The sequence below is a fragment of the Streptomyces sp. NBC_01298 genome, assembly GCF_035978755.1.
Classification (GTDB): Bacteria; Actinomycetota; Actinomycetes; order Streptomycetales; family Streptomycetaceae; genus Streptomyces.
Genome location: NZ_CP108414.1, coordinates 3366717 through 3384081, shown reverse-complemented (window position 1 = coordinate 3384081; position 17365 = coordinate 3366717). Strand labels below are relative to the sequence as shown.

Sequence of the window (17365 nt, the reverse complement as noted above, 5' to 3'; positions counted from 1 at the left end):
ACCGGGCGGGGCTCTGCCGTTCCCGTAAGGACTTCACGTGTTGCAGTGCACCGCCGTGACGAGCGTGCCGGAGATAGACGCGCTCGTTGCCATGGTCACCATGCAGGGAGCCCCTGGTGACCCTCCCTCCACCCTCTATCTACTCGGCGACATGGTGCTGTGCGAGCTCGGCGAGGACGAGCACACCGAACATGCCGCCATGATCTGCATGGCCAATACCGACGAGCCGCAAGCACTGTGGCTCTTCTGGACGGGCGAGGGATCGACGCGTCACTACGCCCTCGAAGAACGTCCCGAGTGCCCCGCAGAACAGCACCCGGGAAGCGGGCGCGGCTATATCTGTGTGCTCTTCGACAAACACCCCGCCGTGCACTCATGGGTCGTGACGGACCCGCTCGGAACCATCCTGCGCATACAGGCACGGGGTGAAGTAGACCGGCTCTTCCGGAAGTACCCCGAAGGGGACCCCGACTAGGCGCCCTGGTGCTCGTCCTCGCCGGCTCGCTCGGCTACGTGGCTGCCCTTGCCCCACTCGGTCACGACGAGCCCGCGTTCCCTCAGCACGGACACAGCGCGACGTGCGGTCATCCGGGCGACCCCGTGCGTCTGGCAGAGCTCTGCCTCACTCGGCAGCCGTGCCCCTGGCGGCAGCGCACCCGACTCAATGTCGGCAGTAAGCGCGTCCAGCACCCGCATGTACGGGGCGCGTGCGCGGGACGAGTCGGGCGAGCTCTCGGGCATGGGGAGAGCGTAGACAACGGGCCAAAGGCAGGCGACTTAGACAGGCAGATGACTTAGACAGGCAGACGAGTTAGACGTGTTGCCTTAGCGTGATTCCGCGAACACGAAAACGCCCCGGAAGACCGCTGTAACGGTCCGCCGGGGCTCCGCCGAACCAGCTATCAGAGAGCTGATACGACATGCGCGAGCTTATCGCCCCCATGGTGCTCGGACTGACGTCCGTCACCGCTCTACTCCTCGTAATCCTGCCGAGCCGGCGAGCCCCGGGAAAGCACTCCAGCGCCTACCGCCCCGAGCCTGCCCCCGCCGCAAGCGTGAGCCCGTGGTCTCGCCCGTGGACCGGGCCTAGCAGTTCGGACGCGCTCAGGATCTTCCGGCCCGAGACCGACGCGGAAAGCACCCTCGTGCTCTCCCCGGTCCAGCGGGAACGGCGGTATGCGGCAGAGTTCGCGGCCATCGGCGTGGACTACCCGTACACGTACGCGGGGGCACCCTTCCCGCGCTCCGCGTTTGCCGCAACGGGGGTCAGCGCATGACCGCCGAGAACCCGTTCCCGCTCGTACTGCCCGAACGCGTCGCGCTGTGCATCGGCTGTAAAACGCTCACGAGGGCGCCCGTAGCGGTCCGCGAGATCCACAGCACCAGCGGCCCCGGTACGACGCTGTGGGCATGCCCCGAGCACGCTGTAAAGCTCGGAGCGGGGCCGACGTCGGAAGACGTGCACCGTGCCAGCTAGGCAGGTCAGAGCGCGTGATAGGTATGAACGATCTTGCAAGACAAGTGGGGGGACCACCATGGAACGTAAGACGTGGATCATCGTTGGCGCGGCAGTGCTCGCGTTCGGCGGAGTGCTGAGCCTGTTTGAAGACGAGCCCGCCACGGCTAAGCCCGAGGGCAAGCCGAGCGCCACAGCGGCAGCCAAGCCCGCAGACAAGCCGAGCCCGGAACCGTCGAAGCCTGCCGCCATTCCGTCGCCGGACGCTGTGCAGACCGAAGCCCTGATAGCCGCTCTCCGGGCCGTAGAGCCGGGGCTAGTGGCCAAGGAAGACAAGGCCGTTGATCGGGCGCGGAACGTCTGCCAGGAGATCAAGAGCGGCAAGGATGCGGCGACCGTGCAGACCAACGCAAAGGCACGGTTCGTAGGGGGCACCGTACCGAGCCTCACTGACGACCAGGCAGCGCGCATCGTGACCGCCGTTAAGTCATCGTTCTGCGGCTGATCAGCCCGCAGTGACAGTGTCGGCTGACACCATCGGTACGGAACAGAAGGGAGGGGCCGACGATGGCTCTTGCATCACGTGAGCGGCAGTACCTGCACCAGGAACTCACCGAGGAAGTATCGGCGACGTACGCGGACATCCTGTGTGACGCATGGGGGCTGTATCTCCGCTCGGAGCGCGACAACAAGCCTGCCCAACACAAGACGGTGCGGCAGACCGTTGCGGGCATGGAGCGCGCGGCCCTACTCGCACTCAAGCGGGCTGAGTATGTAGAAGACGACATGACCCCGGAGAAGCGTCTCAAGCGCGACAGGGAACGCTACGAGAAGGCATGGCGCGCTGATCGGGCAGACATCGACGCTGCCCTGTAGCCGAGCCTCAGACAGTACGACGAGCCCCGTCCGACCACGTGTCGGGCGGGGCTTTTCGCATGCCCGGACCTGCTGTTTTTCTAGGTCCCGGGGTGTAGGGTCCCCCGGGGCGGAGCCCCAGGAGGGGTCCGGGCGCAGCCCGGGGAACGGGCGAAGGGCGGGTAGGGGACTTCGCCCCGCTCAGCGGCACCCGCACCCGCGCAGCGGTGCCCGGTTCGCCCGGCGGAGCCGCTAGCGGCCCAGGTAGCGCGGAGCTTCCTTCGCGAGGAAGGCCGCCACGGCGATGCCGTGGTCTTCGGAGGCCCCGGCACGGGCCTGGAGGACGTCCTCCTGGTCCAGCGCCTCAGAGAGCGACCGGGAGGCCCCGTACGCCAGGGACTCCTTTAGCGCCGCGTAGGCGACCGTCGGGCCTTCGGCCAGCCGCTGGGCCACGGCAAGCGCCTCGGCCGCCAGCTCGTCCGAGGGGACGACGCGGTTCGCGATGCCCAGGTCCAGCGCCTCCTGGGCCTTCACGGACCGGGGGAAGAGCAGCAGATCGGAGGCGCGCGAGCCGCCGATCAGGCGGGGCAGCGTCCACGAGACGCCCGAGTCGGCCGTCAGGGCGACCCCCGCGAAGGAGGTGTTGAAGGAGGCGGTGTCCGCGACCACGCGGAAGTCCGCCGCCAGGGCGAAGCCGAAGCCCGCGCCCGCCGCGACCCCGTTCACGCCCGCGACCACCGGCTTCGGCATCTCCGTCAGCGCCCGGACGATCGGGTTGTAGTGCTCCGCGACCGTGTTCATGGTCAGCGAGGAGCCGTGCTCCCGGTCGGCCGCGAGGAACCCGACGTGTTCCTTGAGGTCCTGGCCCACGCAGAACGCCCGGTTGCCGGCCGCGGTGAGCAGGACCGCCCGTACCGCGGGATCCGCGGCCGCCGCCCGGGCCGCGTCGCGCAGGGCGACCTTGGCCTCGGTGTTCATGGCGTTCATGGCCTCGGGACGGTTGATCGTGATGGTCGCGAGTCCGTCGGTCACTTCGTAGAGCACGCTGTCGGCCATGGCGGGGGTCCCCCTTCGTCGCGGGCTGGCTACCGGCCGGTACCGGCCGGTGCAAAGGTCAGCATGGCGGACCGGACGGGGGTCGCACATGTGATGTGCGTCAAATAAACGGAAGGGCAGAGTCGTGCCGCGGCGGCGAAGTATCGCAGGCGTGTCCCCGAAATGAGTGGTTTTGGTCAAGCGCGTTGCACAAGCGTTCCCAGCCGATGTTGGTCATCGGGTCCTGACATGCGGGATAATGGCCTGGAAGCAATGTGTTCGATGCCGGGTACTAGGCGCCTGAATGGGGCCGTCGGCTGACGATGAACTGGTTTCAGGAAGGGGAACGAGCATGGCGGCCATGAAGCCGCGGACGGGCGACGGCCCGCTCGAGGTCACCAAGGAGGGGCGGGGCATCGTCATGCGCGTACCGCTCGAGGGCGGCGGTCGGCTCGTCGTCGAGCTGACTCCGGACGAGGCGGACGCCCTGGGTGACGCCCTGAAGAAGGTCGTCGGCTGATCCCCCAGGGATAACTGACAGTACTTTCGCTGCATTCTCTGCACTGCCCCGGCCGCGCCAAGCGGTCGGGGCAGTGTTGTGTACCCGCACCCGCACCCGCACCCGCACCCGTGTCCGTGTCCGCACCCGTGATCGCCGGAGCCGCGCCGTGACCTTCTCGCCACCCGTTCCGCCCTCCTTCGCCGACTCCACGCCCCGCGAGAAGGCGGCCCGGGTCCTCACGGAGGGCCTGGCCCCGGCGAACCTGGTGGTGGCCCAGCTCCTGCTCGTCGGCTGGCACAGCACGGGTTCGTGGTCCGGCCTCGGCTGGGGGCTGCTCGCCGCCCTGTTCTGCGGAATGGTCCCGATCGGGATCGTGCTGCTCGGGGTCCGGCGCGGGGCGCTGACCGACCAGCACATCCGGGTCCGGCGCCAGCGGGTCGTCCCGATGGGGCTGAGTCTGGTCTCGGTCGTCGCCGGGATCACCCTCCTGCGGGTGCTCGGCGCCCCGGCCGACGTCTTCGCGCTCGTCGTCGCGATGCTGGTCGGCCTCGTCTCCTCGCTGCTGGTGACGGTCGGCTGGCAGATATCCATCCACATGTCGGTGGCCGGCGGCACCGTGATGGTCCTGCTGCTGGTCTTCGGCCCGGTGGTGCTCCCCGCCGTACTGATCGCCGCCGGCGTGGGCTGGTCCCGGCTGATCCTGAAGGCGCACACCGCGGCGCAGCTCCTCGCCGGCACCGCCTTGGGCGGTACGGCCGCGCTGACCTTCGCGCTGCTGCGCTGACCTACTGCGCTGACCTACTGCGCTGACCTACTGCGCTGACCTACTGCGCCGACCTACTGCGCCGACCTACTGCGCCGACCTTCGCGCTGCCGCGCTGACCCGCTCGGCTCAGCGCCGGACCGCGCACAGCAGGCCGTCGCCCACCGGGAGCAGGGCGGCCTCCAGGGCCGGGGTCTCGCGGACGGTGCGCAGCAGTTCGCGTACCCGGAGCACTTCCACCGGCTGGGCCGCGGAGTCGACCGTACGGCCGTCCGAGAAGACTCCCTCGAAGCAGACGAGTCCGCCGGGGCGGAGCAGGCGCAACGATTCAGCGAGGTAGTCGAGGGACTCGGACGGGTCTCCGTCGCAGAAGACGAGGTCGTATCCGCCGTCGGCCAGCCGGGGCAGTACGTCCAGGGCGCGGCCCGGGATGAAGCGGGCGCGGTTGCCCGCGAAGCCGGCCGCGCGGAAGGCCTGGCGGGCGAAGGCCTGCCGGTCCGCTTCGGGATCCACCGTGGTCAGCACCCCGTCCGCACGCATTCCGTGCAGGAGGTGGATGCCGGACACGCCGGTTCCGGTGCCGATCTCGGCGACCGCCTTGGCGTCCGCGGTGGCGGCGAGCAGGCGCAGCGCTGCCCCGGTGCCGGGGGAGACGGAACGCAATCCCGCTTCCCTGGACCGGTCGCGGGCCCATCGCAGAGCGTCGTCTTCGGCGACAAACGCGTCGGCGAACGCCCAGCTCGTCTGCCGGTTGCCGGTAATGACCCTCTCCTGTCCCCATAGTTGGCGCAACGGTGACTGTATCCGCTGGAGTCGGGAACCCGCAGATGGGACCGGGCGTTGAAGCAAGAGATGAGAGCAGTAGAGACGCAAGAGCGGCCTGGGGCCCGGAGCCCATGCAAAGTTACTGCAAAAATGCTTATCCAGAGCTGACGGGAGGGGTGGCTATGGTAGGGATTCCGCTGGACACCACCAGAGCCGACAGGGGAGGTGCGGCTGCGCCTGTGGATCGTGGGGGTGTCCTCCGACGCCTCTTCTGGTCGGCCGGTGAGCCGAAATCCGTGACCAACATTGCTGACCGTTTCCGCACCGTAGACACCGCAACCACCGCGACGTTCGCCGCCGATGCGGGCTCCCAGGCGTGGACCCCTCCCTCGTGGGAGGAGATCGTCAGCACGCACAGTGCGCGGGTCTACCGCCTCGCCTACAGGCTGACGGGCAACCAGCACGATGCCGAGGACCTGACGCAGGAAGTGTTCGTCCGCGTCTTCCGCTCGCTGTCCACGTACACGCCCGGCACGTTCGAGGGCTGGCTGCACCGGATCACGACGAACCTCTTCCTCGACATGGTCCGCCGCAAGCAGCGGATCCGTTTCGACGCCCTCGCCGACGACGCCGCCGAGCGGCTGCCGAGCCGTGAGCCGTCCCCGCAGCAGGTGCTGCACGACACCCACTTCGACGCCGACGTGCAGCAGGCGCTGGACACCCTCGCGCCCGAGTTCCGCGCGGCCGTGGTGCTCTGTGACATCGAGGGCCTGTCGTACGAGGAGATCGCCGCCACGCTCGGCGTGAAGCTCGGCACCGTGCGCAGCCGTATCCACCGAGGCCGTTCCCACCTGCGCAAGGCGCTCAAGCACCGGTCTCCCGAGGCCCGTGCCGAGCAGCGCGCGCTGGCCGGTGTGGCGGTGGGCGCCCCCGGCGCCGGGGGAGAGGGCGGAGCCGAGTGAGCGGGATCAGTCCGTCCTCCCCGTCGCCCGCCGAACACCATCTGGGCGACCGGCTCGCCGCCCTCGTGGACGGGGAGTTGAGCCACGACGCGCGCGAGCGGGTCCTGGCGCACCTGGCGACGTGTGCCCGGTGCAAGGCCGAGGCCGATGCGCAGCGGCGTCTGAAGACCATGTTCGTGGAGAGCGCGCCGCCTCCGCTGTCGGCCGGGCTGCTGGCGCGGTTGCAGGGGCTGCCCGGAGGCGGCCCCGAGGGCCCGAGCGGGCCGTCAGGACCTGCCGGCCACTTCGGTTCGCCTGTGGGCGCCGACCCCTTCCCGTCCTTCGGCTACGCGCCGCCCGCGGCCGCCGCGCCGCAGCAGCAGGGCTTCCGGATACACGAGGTGGGCCGCCAGCGGCGCCGCTTCGCCTTCGTGGCCGCCGGAGCGGTGTCGCTCGCCGCGATCGCGCTGGGCGGCACGCTGCCGATCGAGTCGGTCGAGCCCAATGCCCGGGGTGAGGCTCCGGCCGCGCGGACGGGACCCGTCGTCCCGGTGTTCGACGCGGTGGTCCGGGAGAACCGGCTGCCGAAGCCGGGCACCATCCCGACGCTCCACCCGGTCAACCCCCTCGTGACCCCGGCACCGTCCCGCCCGACCGCGTCGGCCTCCGCCCGCCCTGTCTCCCTGTACCGCTAGGCCGTCTCTTTCGGATCTTGCCGGGCCCGCGGCGTCTGGCACCGCGCCTGGCCGCACTGTCGAGGCGACCACGTACGCCCAGTACGCGAGCGCCCCGACAGCACGCCCAGGCACGGCGCCAGACGCCGCGGACTCGGCCGACAAGATCCGAAAGAGACGACCTAGGCCGGCCCCCGCGCCGGGCCGTGCCCGGCTTGGCCGTTCGGTGCGTCCCGTCCCGTTCGGGTGCCCGTGCTTCGGCCCGCCGGGGCGGGCGGCACGGGCGACCTGGTTGAATCTCCGCCAGATGCGCCGCCCCGGGCGGCCGGCGGAGACCGACAGGTAGGCGGGGAGCGCCCATGTCCGACAGTCAGCAGACCGATCCGGCGGCGGATCCGGTCGCCGCCCTGCCGCCCCGGTGGTGGAGCCGGCCCGCGGCGCCCGCCGGCGCGCACGAGGCCTCCGTCCCGCCTCCCCGATCCGCGTCCCACACCGAGCCGGATCCGGAGGCGGCCCCTGCCCCGGCCCCCGCGCCGGTGCCCCAGTGGTGGAGCCGGCCCGCGCGGACCGTCGCCGCGCGCGAGGAACCCGTACCGCCCCCGCCGGCCGTGCCGGAGGCCGCGCCCGAGCCGCGGTACGACCCGTGGGACGTGCGGCCGCTCCAGCCGGTGGACCACGGCAGGACGGGATCCCGCCGGCCGCGGCTGCGCCACAGCGTCCTCCTCGCCGTCGGGATCGCCCTCCTGGCCGGCGGCATCGGCGGCTACGCCGGCGTCCTCGCCGAGCGGCGGGCCGGTACCCGCCTCGAACTCCCGCAGGCGGCCCCCGCCGACCGCGGCCGCGCTCCCGACAGCGTGGCCGGGATCGCCGCCGCCGCGCTGCCCGGCGTGGTCACCCTGCACGTCAACGGCGCGGAGAGCAGCTCGACCGGCACAGGCTTCGTCCTCGACGGGCAGGGCCACATCCTCACCAACAACCACGTGGTCAACGGGGCCCGGACCATAACGGTCACCTTCAGCACCGGCGAGAGCGTCGCCGCCGAACTGGTCGGCGGCGACACCGGCTACGACCTGGCCGTGGTGAAGGTGGACGGGGTACGGGGCCTGCGGCCGCTCGCGCTCGGCAACTCCGAGAACGTCAAGGTCGGAGACCCGGTGGTGGCCATCGGGGCCCCCTTCGACCTCTCCAACACGGTCACCGCCGGAATCATCAGCGCCACCGGCCGCCCCATCACCGCGGGCGGCGACAAGGGCGACGGCAGCGACGTCAGTTACGTCGACGCGCTCCAGACCGACGCACCCATCAACCCCGGCAACTCCGGCGGGCCGCTCCTCGACGCCAGGGCCCAGGTCATCGGCATCAACAGCGCCATCCGCGGAGGCGACGGCGGGGACAGCTCCGGACAGCAGCGCGGCAGCATCGGCCTCGGCTTCGCCATCCCGGTGAACCAGGGCAAGCGCGTCGCGGAGGAGCTGATGCGCACCGGCCGCGCCACCCATCCCGTCATCGGCGTCACCCTGGACATGGACTACTCCGGGGACGGGGCCCGGGTGGGCGAGAAGGGCGAGGGCGGGAAGCCGGCGGTCACCGCGGGCGGCCCCGGAGCCCGTGCCGGGATCAAGCCGGGAGATGTGATCACCAAGGTCGACGGGGTACGGGTGCACGGCGGCGACGAGCTCGTGATCAAGATCCGGGCCCACCGGCCGGGCGACCCGCTCACCCTCACCGTGCTGCGCGAGGGACGGGAGCGCACGCTGGAGGTGGTCCTCGGATCGGCGAACGGTTCGTGACGGGCGGGTGAAAGCCGAACCCGGCCGGTAATCAGCCGGTCCTGGTGTATTGGCCTGCGGACCCGGCCGGGTACCGTGTGACAGGCCTGACGTGAAGAGAGCCGAGGAGCGGGGCAAGGTGTTCAACGACATAGGCGCACTCGAGCTGGTCACGATCGTGGTGCTCGGCATTCTCATCTTCGGCCCGGACAAGCTGCCCAAGGTCATCCAGGACATCACGGGCGTCATCCGGAAGATCCGCGCGTTCTCCGACAGCGCGAAGCAGGACATCCGCTCCGAGCTCGGCCCGGAGTTCAAGGACTTCGAGTTCGAGGACCTGAACCCGAAGAACTTCATCCGCAAGCAGCTGACCGAGAACGAGGACCTCAAGGAGATCCGGAGCAGTTTCGATCTCCGCAAGGAACTCAACGACGTCACCGACGTGGTCAACGGCAACGAGTCCGACGCGGCCGCGGCCGCCGCCGGCACCCTCCCCGGCGCCACGCCGGGCGCCGGACCGGACATGGTCAAGAAGCCCGCGGCCCCGGCGCAGGAGCAGCTCACGCGCTTCGACGCCGACGCGACCTGACGCCACCCGGGACCACGCGCGCGCCCGCCTGCCCGGCGAACCGCGGTCCGGTGGCTATCCTCCTTTGAGTCCGGATCCAGGACGCCCGAGGGGGGTGGGCCGTTCCGGAGCCCACGGAACGAGAGGCCGTATCGATGGAGACGACGCGCAGTAGCCGGGTAGGCACGCAGCCCGCCGAGGCGCAGACGCCCGCACCCCAGGACCCTCCGCAGTCCCCGGACGCGGCCGCCCCGCCCGTCCCTGCCGCCCGCCGGGCGGCCGAGGGGTACCTGCGGGCGGACTTCCCCTGGTACGGCCTGGACGGGGCCTTCGCCGGCCCCCGCTGGCTGATGCAGGTCGCCGCCGGCGCCGACGGCAGCGTGGAGCACGGCTCGACCGGTCACGGGGACGAGCCCTCCGCCCGCGGCGAGATCGCCACCGGGGAGAAGGAGCGCTTCGCGGTGGTCGTCACCGTGGCCAGCAACCCGCTGCGGCGCACCGCCGACGGCACCGGCGTCCTGGAGGCCACCTCGGTCTCCTCGGCGGCCTGGCTGGCCGGCTCGGGGCTGCTGGCCTACAGCTGGCCGGGGCAGATGGACCACAGCCTGCGCGACGACTGGCTCGACCAGCAGACCGAGGCGGCGTGGGAGCTCGCGGACGACCTCGCGGGGCCGGACTGGTCGACGCTGTCGCTGCCGGTGGACGGGGAGCCGACGCCGTTCCACTACCGCGAGTCGGAGTTCGGGTGGGTCCTGGCCGGATCGACCGGGAGCGGGGTGCACCTCGGAGCCTACGGGCGCGGGATGAGCGCGTACGGGCTCGGCTTCTCGGTGATCGGGGACCTGGCGGCGTACGAGTAGGACGTACGAGGAAGGGGCCCGCGGCGATGGAATTCCATCGCCGCGGGCCCCTTCCTCATGTCAGAACTTGTTGCGCGGGGTGATGCCCAGGGACATGCCGGCCAGGCCGCGGGCACGGCCGCCGAGCTTGCCCGCGATGGCGCGCAGGGCCGCGCCGGCGGGGGAGTCGGGGTCGGACAGGACGACCGGGGTGCCGTCGTCGCCGCCCTCGCGCAGGCGGACGTCGATCGGGATCGAGCCCAGCACCGGTACGGCCGCGCCGACCGTCTTGGTCAGGCCGTCGGCGACCTTCTGGCCACCGCCGGAGCCGAACACGTCGACCATCTCGTCGCAGTGCGGGCAGGGCAGCCCGGACATGTTCTCGACGACGCCGACGATCTTCTGGTGCGTCTGCACGGCGATCGAGCCGGCCCGCTCCGCGACCTCGGCCGCGGCCTGCTGCGGGGTGGTCACGACGAGGATCTCGGCGTTCGGCACGAGCTGCGCCACGGAGATCGCGATGTCGCCCGTGCCCGGCGGCAGGTCGAGCAGCAGGACGTCCAGGTCACCCCAGTACACGTCGGCCAGGAACTGCTGGAGGGCCCGGTGCAGCATCGGACCGCGCCACACCACGGGCGCGTTGCCCGGGGTGAACATGCCGATGGAGATGACCTTCACGCCGTGCGAGGACGGCGGCATGATCATGTTCTCGACCTGGGTGGGGCGGCCCTCGACCCCGAGCATGCGCGGCACGCTGTGGCCGTAGATGTCGGCGTCGACCACGCCGACCTTGAGGCCGTCGGCCGCCATCGCCGCCGCCAGGTTCACGGTGACCGAGGACTTGCCGACGCCGCCCTTGCCGGAGGCGACCGCGTAGACGCGGGTCAGCGAGCCGGGCTGGGCGAAGGGGACCTCGCGCTCGGCGGTGCCGCCGCGCAGGGTCGCCGCGAGGTCCTTGCGCTGCTCGTCGCTCATCACGTCCAGCGTGACGGCGACCGAGGTGACGCCGGGGACCCGCTGCACGGCCTCGGTGACGAGGTTGGTGATGGTCTCGCGCATGGGGCAGCCCGACACGGTCAGGAACACGGTGACGGCGACCTCGCCGCCGTCACCGATCTCCACCGATTTGACCATGCCCAGCTCGGTGATCGGCCGGTGGATCTCGGGGTCGTTCACCGTCGCCAGCGCGTCCAGGATCGCGTCCTGTTCGGGCAAGGCAGCGGCGGAGGCGGAGCTTGTGTCGGTAGCCATGCCCCGATGGTACGGCGCGGTGGCGGGCCTCAGGAAAGCCCGCTAGCGGTCGCCTTCGTCACTCTCGGCGGGGAATAGCCGCCGCTCGTCCATCTCCTTGATCAGATCCTGGAACTCGGACCTGATCCAGTCGCGCGTGGCGACCTCGCCCAGACCCATCCGCAGGGCCGCGATCTCCCGGGTCAGGTACTCGGTGTCGGCCAGCGAGCGCTCGTTCTGCTTGCGGTCCTGTTCCAGGTTGACCCGGTCCCGGTCGTCCTGGCGGTTCTGCGCCAGCAGGATCAGGGGGGCCGCGTAGGAGGCCTGGAGCGAGAGCATCAGCGTCAGGAAGATGAAGGGGTACTGGTCGAAGCGCACGCTCTCGGGCGCAAAGATGTTCCACAGCACCCAGATGATGATGACGACGGTCATCCAGACGATGAACCGGCCCGTGCCGAGGAACCGCGCGACCCGCTCCGAGAGCCGCCCGAAGGCCTCCGGGTCGTATTCGGGCAGCAGCCGCCGGCGGGCCGGACGCGGCAGGTCGAGCCGGGTGCGCGAGCGCGTCAGCGCGCTCGCCCCGGTCGACTGGCCGGCCTTCGCCCGCTCGCCGCGTTCGAAGGAGGAACGTTCCGCCCGCTCCGCGGCCGCCTCCGCCAGCCCGTGCTCGCGGGCCTGCGCCCGCGCCTGATCGCGCCGCTCCCGGATCTGCTCCCTGCGCCGCTCGCGCGGCTCTTCGCCGCGCCCCCGCTCAGTCCCCACGGAGGGCCCCTTCCGCACGCTCGGAATCCTCGGGACCGCCGGGGCCCTCCGAATGGAAGTCCGTCTCCCGCCAGTCGTCCGGCAGCAGGTGGTCCAGTACGTCGTCCACGGTGACCGCGCCCAGCAGCGAGCCGCTCTCGTCGACGACCGGGACCGCGACCATGTTGTACGCGGCCAGGTAGCTGGTCACCACCGGCAGCGAGGAGTCCGGCCGCAGCGGCGCCAGGCCCGTGTCCACGATCGAGCTGACCAGGGTGAACGGCGGATCGCGCAGCAGCCGCTGGAAGTGCACCGTGCCCAGGTACTTGCCCGTCGGCGTCTCGTCCGGCGGGCGGCACACGTACACCTGCGCCGCCAGCGCCGGCGACAGGTCCGACTGCCGTACGCGGGCCAGCGCGTCGGCGACCGTCGCGTCGGGCCGCAGCACGATCGGCTCCGTGGTCATCAGACCGCCCGCGGTGTTCTCCTCGTACGACAGCAGGCGCCGCACGTCGGCGGCGTCGTCCGGCCGCATCAGCGTCAGCAGCCGTTCCTTGTCGTCCTCCGGCAGCTCCGAGAGCAGGTCGGCCGCGTCGTCCGGGTCCATCGCCTCCAGGACGTCGGCGGCGCGCTCCTCCTTCAGCTTTCCGAGGATCTCCACCTGCTCGTCCTCGGGCAGCTCCTCCATGACGTCCGCGAGCCGGTCGTCGTCCAGCGCGCTCGCCACCTCGGCACGCCGCTTCGGCGTCAGGTGGTGCAGGACGTTCGCCACGTCCGCGGGCCGCATCTGCTCGAAGGTGGCGACCAGGTTCTCGGCGCCCTGCCCGTGCTCCTCCAGCGAGAAGCCCGTCACCGCCGACCACTCCACGGTCAGGGTCTCGCCGCGCCGCCGCAGCGCGCCCGACTTGCCCTTCCGTACGAAGATCCGGTCGATCTCCCAGTCGCGCCGGGCCGGCAGCTGCTGGATGGCCACGTCCAGGACGGTGACCTCCTCGTCGTCCGCGACCAGGCGCACCCGCCGGTCCAGCAGTTCGCCGAGGATCAGCCGCTCGGTGGGGCGCTGCTCGAAGCGCCGCATGTTGACCACGCCGGTGGTGATGACCTGGCCGGACTCGACGCCCGTCACCCGGGTCATCGGCAGGAAGATCCGGCGTCGGCTGACCACCTCGACCACCAGGCCGAGCAGCCGGGGCGGCCGGCCGCCCACGCGGAGCATCGCGACGAGGTCGCGGACCCGGCCCACCTGGTCGCCGTTGGGGTCGAAGACGGGCACACCCGACAGATGCGAGACGAAGATCCGTGGGGCGCCTGCCGCCATCCGAGCGCCTCCTACGAGCTGCGTCATCCGTCGATCACCGGTACTGCCGTCCCTCAGGTTAGCCCGTACCGCACACAACCTCCTGGTGGGGCCGTCCGCCCGGGCGTCCCCCCGGCGGCCCCGCCCCGCCCGCACCCCCCTCGCACCCCGCCCGCGCCCCGCCCCGCACCGCGCACGTGACCTCCGCACGCGCGTCCCCACGAGCTGTGTGCGGGCGCCGCGCGGGGGTCCGAGTACGGGCGGGTACGCTGCCAGCTGCTCGCCGACGCAACGAGAGGGGCACCTGCCCGTGACCGCCTATTTCCCCGCCCCGCGGCTGCGCCGGGCCGCCTTCGTCAGTGCCCTGTGCGCGGGCCTGGCCGTCGTCGGCACGGGGTGCGGAGCGGACCCCGACGAGGGGACGAACGGAGTCGGGAAGCTGTCCGCCGAGCAGATCCAGGACAAGGCCAAGACGGCCGTCACCGGGGCGCGGTCGGTCCACCTCTCCGGCACGCTCGTCAGCGGGGGCAAGTCCTTCACCCTGGACATGCGGCTCGGCGCGGACGGCGGCTCCGGCGAGGTGAAGTCCCAGGACGACACCACCTTCCAGCTGCTGCGGGTCGGGGAGCAGCTCTACCTCAAGGCGGGCGCCGCCTTCTGGGGCCAGTCCGAGGCGGCCGGCAAGCTCGGCGACAAGTTCGTCAAGGTGCCCGAGGGAGACCCCTCCTACAAGCAGTTCCGCGGGTTCACCGACATGCAGGTCATGCTCGACGGGCTGCTCGGACTCGACGGGAAGCTCACCAAGGGCGAGGACTACACCAAGGTCGGGCTCACCCGGGCCGTCCAGGTCTCGGCGGACAAGGGCAAGGGCGGCAAGCTCTCGGTCTCCCTGGAGGGCACCCCCTACCCGCTCCTCATGGAACGCGCGGGCGGCGCGGGCCGGGTGACCCTCGCGGAATGGGGCACACCCGTCGAACTCACCGCGCCGGAGCCGGACCAGACGGTGGACTACGGAAACCAGCTGCCCACGACCAAGGGCCAGGAGGGCGGCTCCGGCCAGGGCTCCGGCCAGGGCGCCAACCCGCAGGGCTAGGCCGTCTCTTTCGGATCTTGTCGGCCCGGCAAGATCCGAAAGAGACGGCCCAGGCCGTCCGGCGGTGGAAGACCTAGCGGTTCGCCTTCTTCTTCCGCTTCAGCAGCAGCTTCGGCAGCCCGGCCGGAATGGGCCGCCGGGTCGTCGCGGGGGAGCCCAGCGGAGCCGCCGCCAGCGAACCCCCGGGGAGCTCGGTCCGGACCGACTCCGGCTCCAGGCGCAGCAGCCGGCACTCCCGGGCCCAGCGTCCGGTCATCTCGGCGGAGTCGGGCGCGTTGAGCCGCTTGCCCTTGAGCTCGGCCACCGCGGCCTCCCAGGGCTCGCTGCCGGGCACGAGCTCGCGTACGGTCGCCGTCCACGCGACGAGCCGGCCGCCCTTGTCCTTGCTGCGCACGGTCACCTCCGCCGCCGCGCCGTCCGCGAGCCCCGGGAACGGCTGCTCCCCGGGCCCGTCGCCGAGCACGTGCGCCGCGCCGTCTACCCAGGCGTGCCACAGGCCGCGGTCGGCCCCGGAGCCGCGGACCCAGATGAGGCCGGACTTCTTGGTGGCCTCCTCGACGAGGGCCAGTTCGAGCGCGCTGAGAGTCATGCGCACAGGGTAGCCAGCGGCCCCCGGCCACCCACAGTCAGTGCGGTCACAGCCGGTGCGCCCACAGCCGGTGCGCCCACAGCCCGTGCGCTCAGAGCCAGCCGTGGCGGCGCAGGGCGCGGTGGATGGTGAAGCAGGTCCCGGCGATGGTGAGCATCACCATCGGATAGCCGTAGCGCCACTGGAGCTCCGGCATGTGCTCGAAGTTCATCCCGTACACCCCGCAGATCATCGTGGGCACCGCGATGATCGCCGCCCAGGAGGTGATCTTGCGCATGTCCTCGTTCTGCGCGACGGTCGCCTGCGCCAGGTTGGCCTGGAGGATGGAGTTCAGCAGCTCGTCGAAGCCGACGACCTGCTCGTGCACCCGGGCCAGGTGGTCGGCGACGTCGCGGAAGTACTTCTGGATGTCGGGCTCCACCAGCCGCATCGGGCGCTCGCTGAGCAGCTCCATGGGGCGCAGCAGCGGGGAGACGGCCCGCTTGAACTCCAGCACCTCGCGCTTGAGCTGGTAGATGCGGCCCGCGTCGCCTCCGCGCGCACTGCCCTTGGCGGGGGCGGCGAAGACCTCGCTCTCCACCTCGTCGATGTCGTCCTGGACGGCCGCGGCGACGGCGATGTACCCGTCGACCACGTGGTCCGCGAGGGAGTGCAGGACGGCGGACGGGCCCTTGGCGAGGAGCGCCGGGTCGTCCTGGAGGCGGTGGCGCAGGCCCTTGAGGGAGCCGTGCCCGCCGTGCCGGACGGTGATGACGAAGTCGGGGCCGGTGAAGCACATCACCTCGCCGGTCTCCACCACCTCGCTGGTGGCGGTGAGCTCGGCGTGCTCGACGTAGTGGATCGTCTTGAAGACGGTGAAGAGGGTGTCGTCGTAGCGCTCCAGCTTCGGCCGCTGGTGTGCGTGCACCGCGTCCTCCACCGCGAGCGGGTGCAGCCCGAATACCGCGGCGATCCCGGCGAACTCGGCCTCCGTCGGCTCGTGCAGGCCGATCCACGCGAACCCGCCGTCCTCGCGCACCTCGCGCAGCGCCTCACGGGGCGTCAGGCGGGAACCGCCCGGCGCGCGTCCGCCGCGCCGCCCGTCGCGGTAGACGGCGCAATCGACCACCGCGCTGTTCGCGGACGGGTCACGGGTGGTGTCGTAGCCGGGCTGGGCGGGCGTGGACCTGCGCAGCGCGGGGCGGACGGCGGCACGGAGGTAGGGCAGCATCGACATGGCAGGCTCCTTCGCGCGCACGGCTGCGGACCGTACGGGTGGGAGGTCCTTCCGGATGACGCGCTCACCGCGGTCGGCGGGCCGGGCGGGCAGGCGGAAGGATCAGGACGGGAGGACACAGTTCTTCCGTCGCTCTTCGACCGATCCGGCGTGTGGATCCAAAGACGCGCGGATCAAAGCGGGCGCGGCGCGCCCGTCGGCGAAGTGGAAGAGCGAGAGGTACCGCACGTACTGTGCGATCGACTTCGATGCACCGCAGCCCCACCTCCTCCGGCCGGTCCCCCGTAAGGGACGTCCTGTCGCCGGGGCACTGAAACTTCTCTTCTGAGAGCGTCCCCGACCAGCGGTCAACGATATCAGCCGACGGATGGTCAAGAGCCGCTCTTTACCCGGCTGATACGAGTTCTATGCTCGCTCCATGGCAGAAATTCTGGCCCTTGTGGAAGCCCGGCTGCGCGCCGCGCTCGGCGAACCCGACGCCCGCGCCGCCGTCACCTTCCTGGGCACCGACCGTTTCGAAGTCCTCCGCTTCACCGAGGGCGACCTGGTGCGGTACGCGACCCTCGGCATGTCCGCCCACCCCATGGGTGACCCCACGGTGGTGGTCGCGGATCCGCTGCGCGGCCCGCGCGCGGAGCTGGTGCTGACCGTACGGGGCGGGCTCGCGCCCACCGACAAGCTGCTGCGGCCGCTGGCCGTACTGGCGGCGTCGCCCCAGGTGGAAGGACTCGTCGTGTCGCCCGGCGCCTCACTGGACGTGGGCGAACCCCTGTGGGACGGCGCGCCGTTCACCTCCGTACTCGTGGCGGAGCCCGGCGGCCTGGTCGAGGACGTCGCCCTGGACGCCCCCATGGACCCCGTCTCCTTCTTCCCCCTCCTGCCGATGACGGCGAACGAGGCGGCGTGGAAACGCGTCCACGGCGCGGCCGCCCTCCAGGAACGCTGGCTCGCCCGCGGCACGGATCTACGGGACCCCCTGCGCACGGCGGTCGCACTGGACTGAGCCCGCGGCCGCCGCCCGGCCGCCCGGAC

20 protein-coding genes are annotated in these 17365 nt (G+C 71.5%); 12 read left to right on the top strand and 8 right to left on the bottom strand.

All coding sequences use genetic code 11. The features are described 5' to 3' along the window. Nucleotides 1-37: 37 nt before the first annotated feature. The gene (locus tag OG730_RS15005; RefSeq protein WP_327304711.1) at nt 38-475 is read left to right on the top strand and encodes a hypothetical protein; all 438 of its coding nucleotides are present in this window, start codon (nt 38-40) and stop codon (nt 473-475) included. Here OG730_RS15005 and OG730_RS15000 read toward each other — a convergent pair. Next, the gene (locus OG730_RS15000; RefSeq protein ID WP_327304710.1) at nt 472-741 is read right to left on the bottom strand and encodes a GntR family transcriptional regulator; all 270 of its coding nucleotides are present in this window, start codon (nt 739-741) and stop codon (nt 472-474) included. The genes OG730_RS15005 and OG730_RS15000 overlap by 4 nt on opposite strands. 794 nt (nt 742-1535) lie before the next feature. Here OG730_RS15000 and OG730_RS14995 point away from each other — a divergent pair. Both OG730_RS14995 and OG730_RS14990 read left to right on the top strand, forming a co-directional pair. Then, the gene (locus OG730_RS14995) at nt 1536-1961 is read left to right on the top strand and encodes a DUF732 domain-containing protein (protein WP_327304709.1); all 426 of its coding nucleotides are present in this window, start codon (nt 1536-1538) and stop codon (nt 1959-1961) included. Nucleotides 1962-2023: 62 nt separating this feature from the next. Next, nucleotides 2024-2332 (top strand): hypothetical protein, encoded by a 309-nt coding sequence (locus tag OG730_RS14990; protein WP_327304708.1) that lies wholly within the window; start codon nt 2024-2026, stop codon nt 2330-2332. Between the two features lie 231 nt (nt 2333-2563). Here OG730_RS14990 and OG730_RS14985 read toward each other — a convergent pair whose 3' ends face one another. Beyond that, on the bottom strand, nt 2564-3367 hold the full coding sequence (locus OG730_RS14985; RefSeq protein WP_327304707.1) for a 2-cyclohexenylcarbonyl CoA isomerase: 804 nt from the start codon (nt 3365-3367) through the stop codon (nt 2564-2566). Between the two features lie 331 nt (nt 3368-3698). On the opposite strand from OG730_RS14985, the gene OG730_RS14980 reads away from it, so the two are divergent. Both OG730_RS14980 and OG730_RS14975 read left to right on the top strand, forming a co-directional pair. Then, nucleotides 3699-3866: a DUF3117 domain-containing protein gene (locus OG730_RS14980; protein WP_003966491.1), complete on the top strand. Its 168-nt coding sequence runs from the start codon at nt 3699-3701 to the stop codon at nt 3864-3866. Nucleotides 3867-4014: 148 nt separating this feature from the next. Beyond that, entirely contained in the window at nt 4015-4632 is a 618-nt protein-coding gene (locus OG730_RS14975; RefSeq protein ID WP_327304706.1) for a hypothetical protein, read from the top strand. Between the two features lie 108 nt (nt 4633-4740). On the opposite strand, the gene OG730_RS14970 is transcribed toward OG730_RS14975, so the two are convergent. After that, nucleotides 4741-5403, bottom strand: coding sequence for an O-methyltransferase (locus tag OG730_RS14970; protein WP_250741749.1), 663 nt, complete (start codon nt 5401-5403; stop codon nt 4741-4743). 155 nt (nt 5404-5558) lie between these two features. Between OG730_RS14970 and sigE the strand changes: the two genes are divergently transcribed. The 5 genes from sigE to OG730_RS14945 all read left to right on the top strand — a co-directional run bounded on the left by sigE (nt 5559) and on the right by OG730_RS14945 (nt 10188). Continuing rightward, nucleotides 5559-6338, top strand: coding sequence for an RNA polymerase sigma factor SigE (sigE, locus tag OG730_RS14965; RefSeq protein ID WP_243335949.1), 780 nt, complete (start codon nt 5559-5561; stop codon nt 6336-6338). Further along, the gene (locus tag OG730_RS14960) at nt 6335-7012 is read left to right on the top strand and encodes an anti-sigma factor family protein (protein WP_442814925.1); all 678 of its coding nucleotides are present in this window, start codon (nt 6335-6337) and stop codon (nt 7010-7012) included. Before sigE ends, OG730_RS14960 begins: the two co-directional genes overlap by 4 nt. 338 nt (nt 7013-7350) lie before the next feature. Next, nucleotides 7351-8781, top strand: coding sequence for a S1C family serine protease (locus tag OG730_RS14955; protein WP_327304705.1), 1431 nt, complete (start codon nt 7351-7353; stop codon nt 8779-8781). A 118-nt stretch (nt 8782-8899) separates the two neighbouring features. Further along, nucleotides 8900-9349, top strand: coding sequence for a sec-independent translocase (locus tag OG730_RS14950; RefSeq protein WP_327309271.1), 450 nt, complete (start codon nt 8900-8902; stop codon nt 9347-9349). Between the two features lie 134 nt (nt 9350-9483). Further along, a complete protein-coding gene (locus OG730_RS14945; RefSeq protein ID WP_327304704.1) occupies nt 9484-10188 on the top strand; it encodes a hypothetical protein in 705 nt (234 codons plus the stop codon). Nucleotides 10189-10248: 60 nt separating this feature from the next. On the opposite strand, the gene OG730_RS14940 is transcribed toward OG730_RS14945, so the two are convergent. The 3 genes from OG730_RS14940 to OG730_RS14930 all read right to left on the bottom strand — a co-directional run bounded on the left by OG730_RS14940 (nt 10249) and on the right by OG730_RS14930 (nt 13456). Then, a complete protein-coding gene (locus OG730_RS14940) occupies nt 10249-11418 on the bottom strand; it encodes an Mrp/NBP35 family ATP-binding protein (protein WP_327304703.1) in 1170 nt (389 codons plus the stop codon). 42 nt (nt 11419-11460) lie between these two features. Next, on the bottom strand, nt 11461-12057 hold the full coding sequence (locus OG730_RS14935; RefSeq protein ID WP_442815193.1) for a DUF1003 domain-containing protein: 597 nt from the start codon (nt 12055-12057) through the stop codon (nt 11461-11463). A gap of 91 nt (nt 12058-12148) precedes the next feature. Further along, on the bottom strand, nt 12149-13456 hold the full coding sequence (locus tag OG730_RS14930; protein ID WP_266880959.1) for a magnesium transporter MgtE N-terminal domain-containing protein: 1308 nt from the start codon (nt 13454-13456) through the stop codon (nt 12149-12151). A 289-nt stretch (nt 13457-13745) separates the two neighbouring features. On the opposite strand from OG730_RS14930, the gene OG730_RS14925 reads away from it, so the two are divergent. Continuing rightward, nucleotides 13746-14528: a hypothetical protein gene (locus tag OG730_RS14925; RefSeq protein ID WP_327304702.1), complete on the top strand. Its 783-nt coding sequence runs from the start codon at nt 13746-13748 to the stop codon at nt 14526-14528. Nucleotides 14529-14601: 73 nt separating this feature from the next. Here OG730_RS14925 and OG730_RS14920 read toward each other — a convergent pair whose 3' ends face one another. Together OG730_RS14920 and OG730_RS14915 are read right to left on the bottom strand one after the other, a co-directional pair. After that, on the bottom strand, nt 14602-15117 hold the full coding sequence (locus tag OG730_RS14920; protein WP_327304701.1) for a hypothetical protein: 516 nt from the start codon (nt 15115-15117) through the stop codon (nt 14602-14604). Between the two features lie 91 nt (nt 15118-15208). Beyond that, nucleotides 15209-16333: a magnesium and cobalt transport protein CorA gene (locus OG730_RS14915; RefSeq protein ID WP_327304700.1), complete on the bottom strand. Its 1125-nt coding sequence runs from the start codon at nt 16331-16333 to the stop codon at nt 15209-15211. Nucleotides 16334-16751: 418 nt separating this feature from the next. Between OG730_RS14915 and OG730_RS14910 the strand changes: the two genes are divergently transcribed. After that, complete coding sequence (locus OG730_RS14910; RefSeq protein WP_327304699.1) at nt 16752-17336, top strand: suppressor of fused domain protein; 585 nt, start codon at nt 16752-16754, stop codon at nt 17334-17336. Nucleotides 17337-17365 lie beyond the last annotated feature (29 nt).

What these genes read in the sequence shown, in the direction of transcription:
- OG730_RS14995 (WP_327304709.1), top strand. Translation starts at nt 1,536, where the DNA reads ATGGAACGTAAGACGTGGATCATCGTTGGCGCGGCAGTGCTCGCGTTC.
- OG730_RS14910 (WP_327304699.1), top strand. Translation starts at nt 16,752, where the DNA reads ATGGCAGAAATTCTGGCCCTTGTGGAAGCCCGGCTGCGCGCCGCGCTC.
- OG730_RS14915 (WP_327304700.1), bottom strand. Translation starts at nt 16,333, where the DNA reads ATGTCGATGCTGCCCTACCTCCGTGCCGCCGTCCGCCCCGCGCTGCGC.
- OG730_RS14985 (WP_327304707.1), bottom strand. Translation starts at nt 3,367, where the DNA reads ATGGCCGACAGCGTGCTCTACGAAGTGACCGACGGACTCGCGACCATC.
- OG730_RS14980 (WP_003966491.1), top strand. Translation starts at nt 3,699, where the DNA reads ATGGCGGCCATGAAGCCGCGGACGGGCGACGGCCCGCTCGAGGTCACC.
- OG730_RS14920 (WP_327304701.1), bottom strand. Translation starts at nt 15,117, where the DNA reads ATGACTCTCAGCGCGCTCGAACTGGCCCTCGTCGAGGAGGCCACCAAG.
- OG730_RS14945 (WP_327304704.1), top strand. Translation starts at nt 9,484, where the DNA reads ATGGAGACGACGCGCAGTAGCCGGGTAGGCACGCAGCCCGCCGAGGCG.
- OG730_RS14930 (WP_266880959.1), bottom strand. Translation starts at nt 13,456, where the DNA reads ATGGCGGCAGGCGCCCCACGGATCTTCGTCTCGCATCTGTCGGGTGTG.
- OG730_RS14990 (WP_327304708.1), top strand. Translation starts at nt 2,024, where the DNA reads ATGGCTCTTGCATCACGTGAGCGGCAGTACCTGCACCAGGAACTCACC.
- OG730_RS15000 (WP_327304710.1), bottom strand. Translation starts at nt 741, where the DNA reads ATGCCCGAGAGCTCGCCCGACTCGTCCCGCGCACGCGCCCCGTACATG.
- OG730_RS14940 (WP_327304703.1), bottom strand. Translation starts at nt 11,418, where the DNA reads ATGGCTACCGACACAAGCTCCGCCTCCGCCGCTGCCTTGCCCGAACAG.
- sigE (WP_243335949.1), top strand. Translation starts at nt 5,559, where the DNA reads ATGGTAGGGATTCCGCTGGACACCACCAGAGCCGACAGGGGAGGTGCG.
- OG730_RS14955 (WP_327304705.1), top strand. Translation starts at nt 7,351, where the DNA reads ATGTCCGACAGTCAGCAGACCGATCCGGCGGCGGATCCGGTCGCCGCC.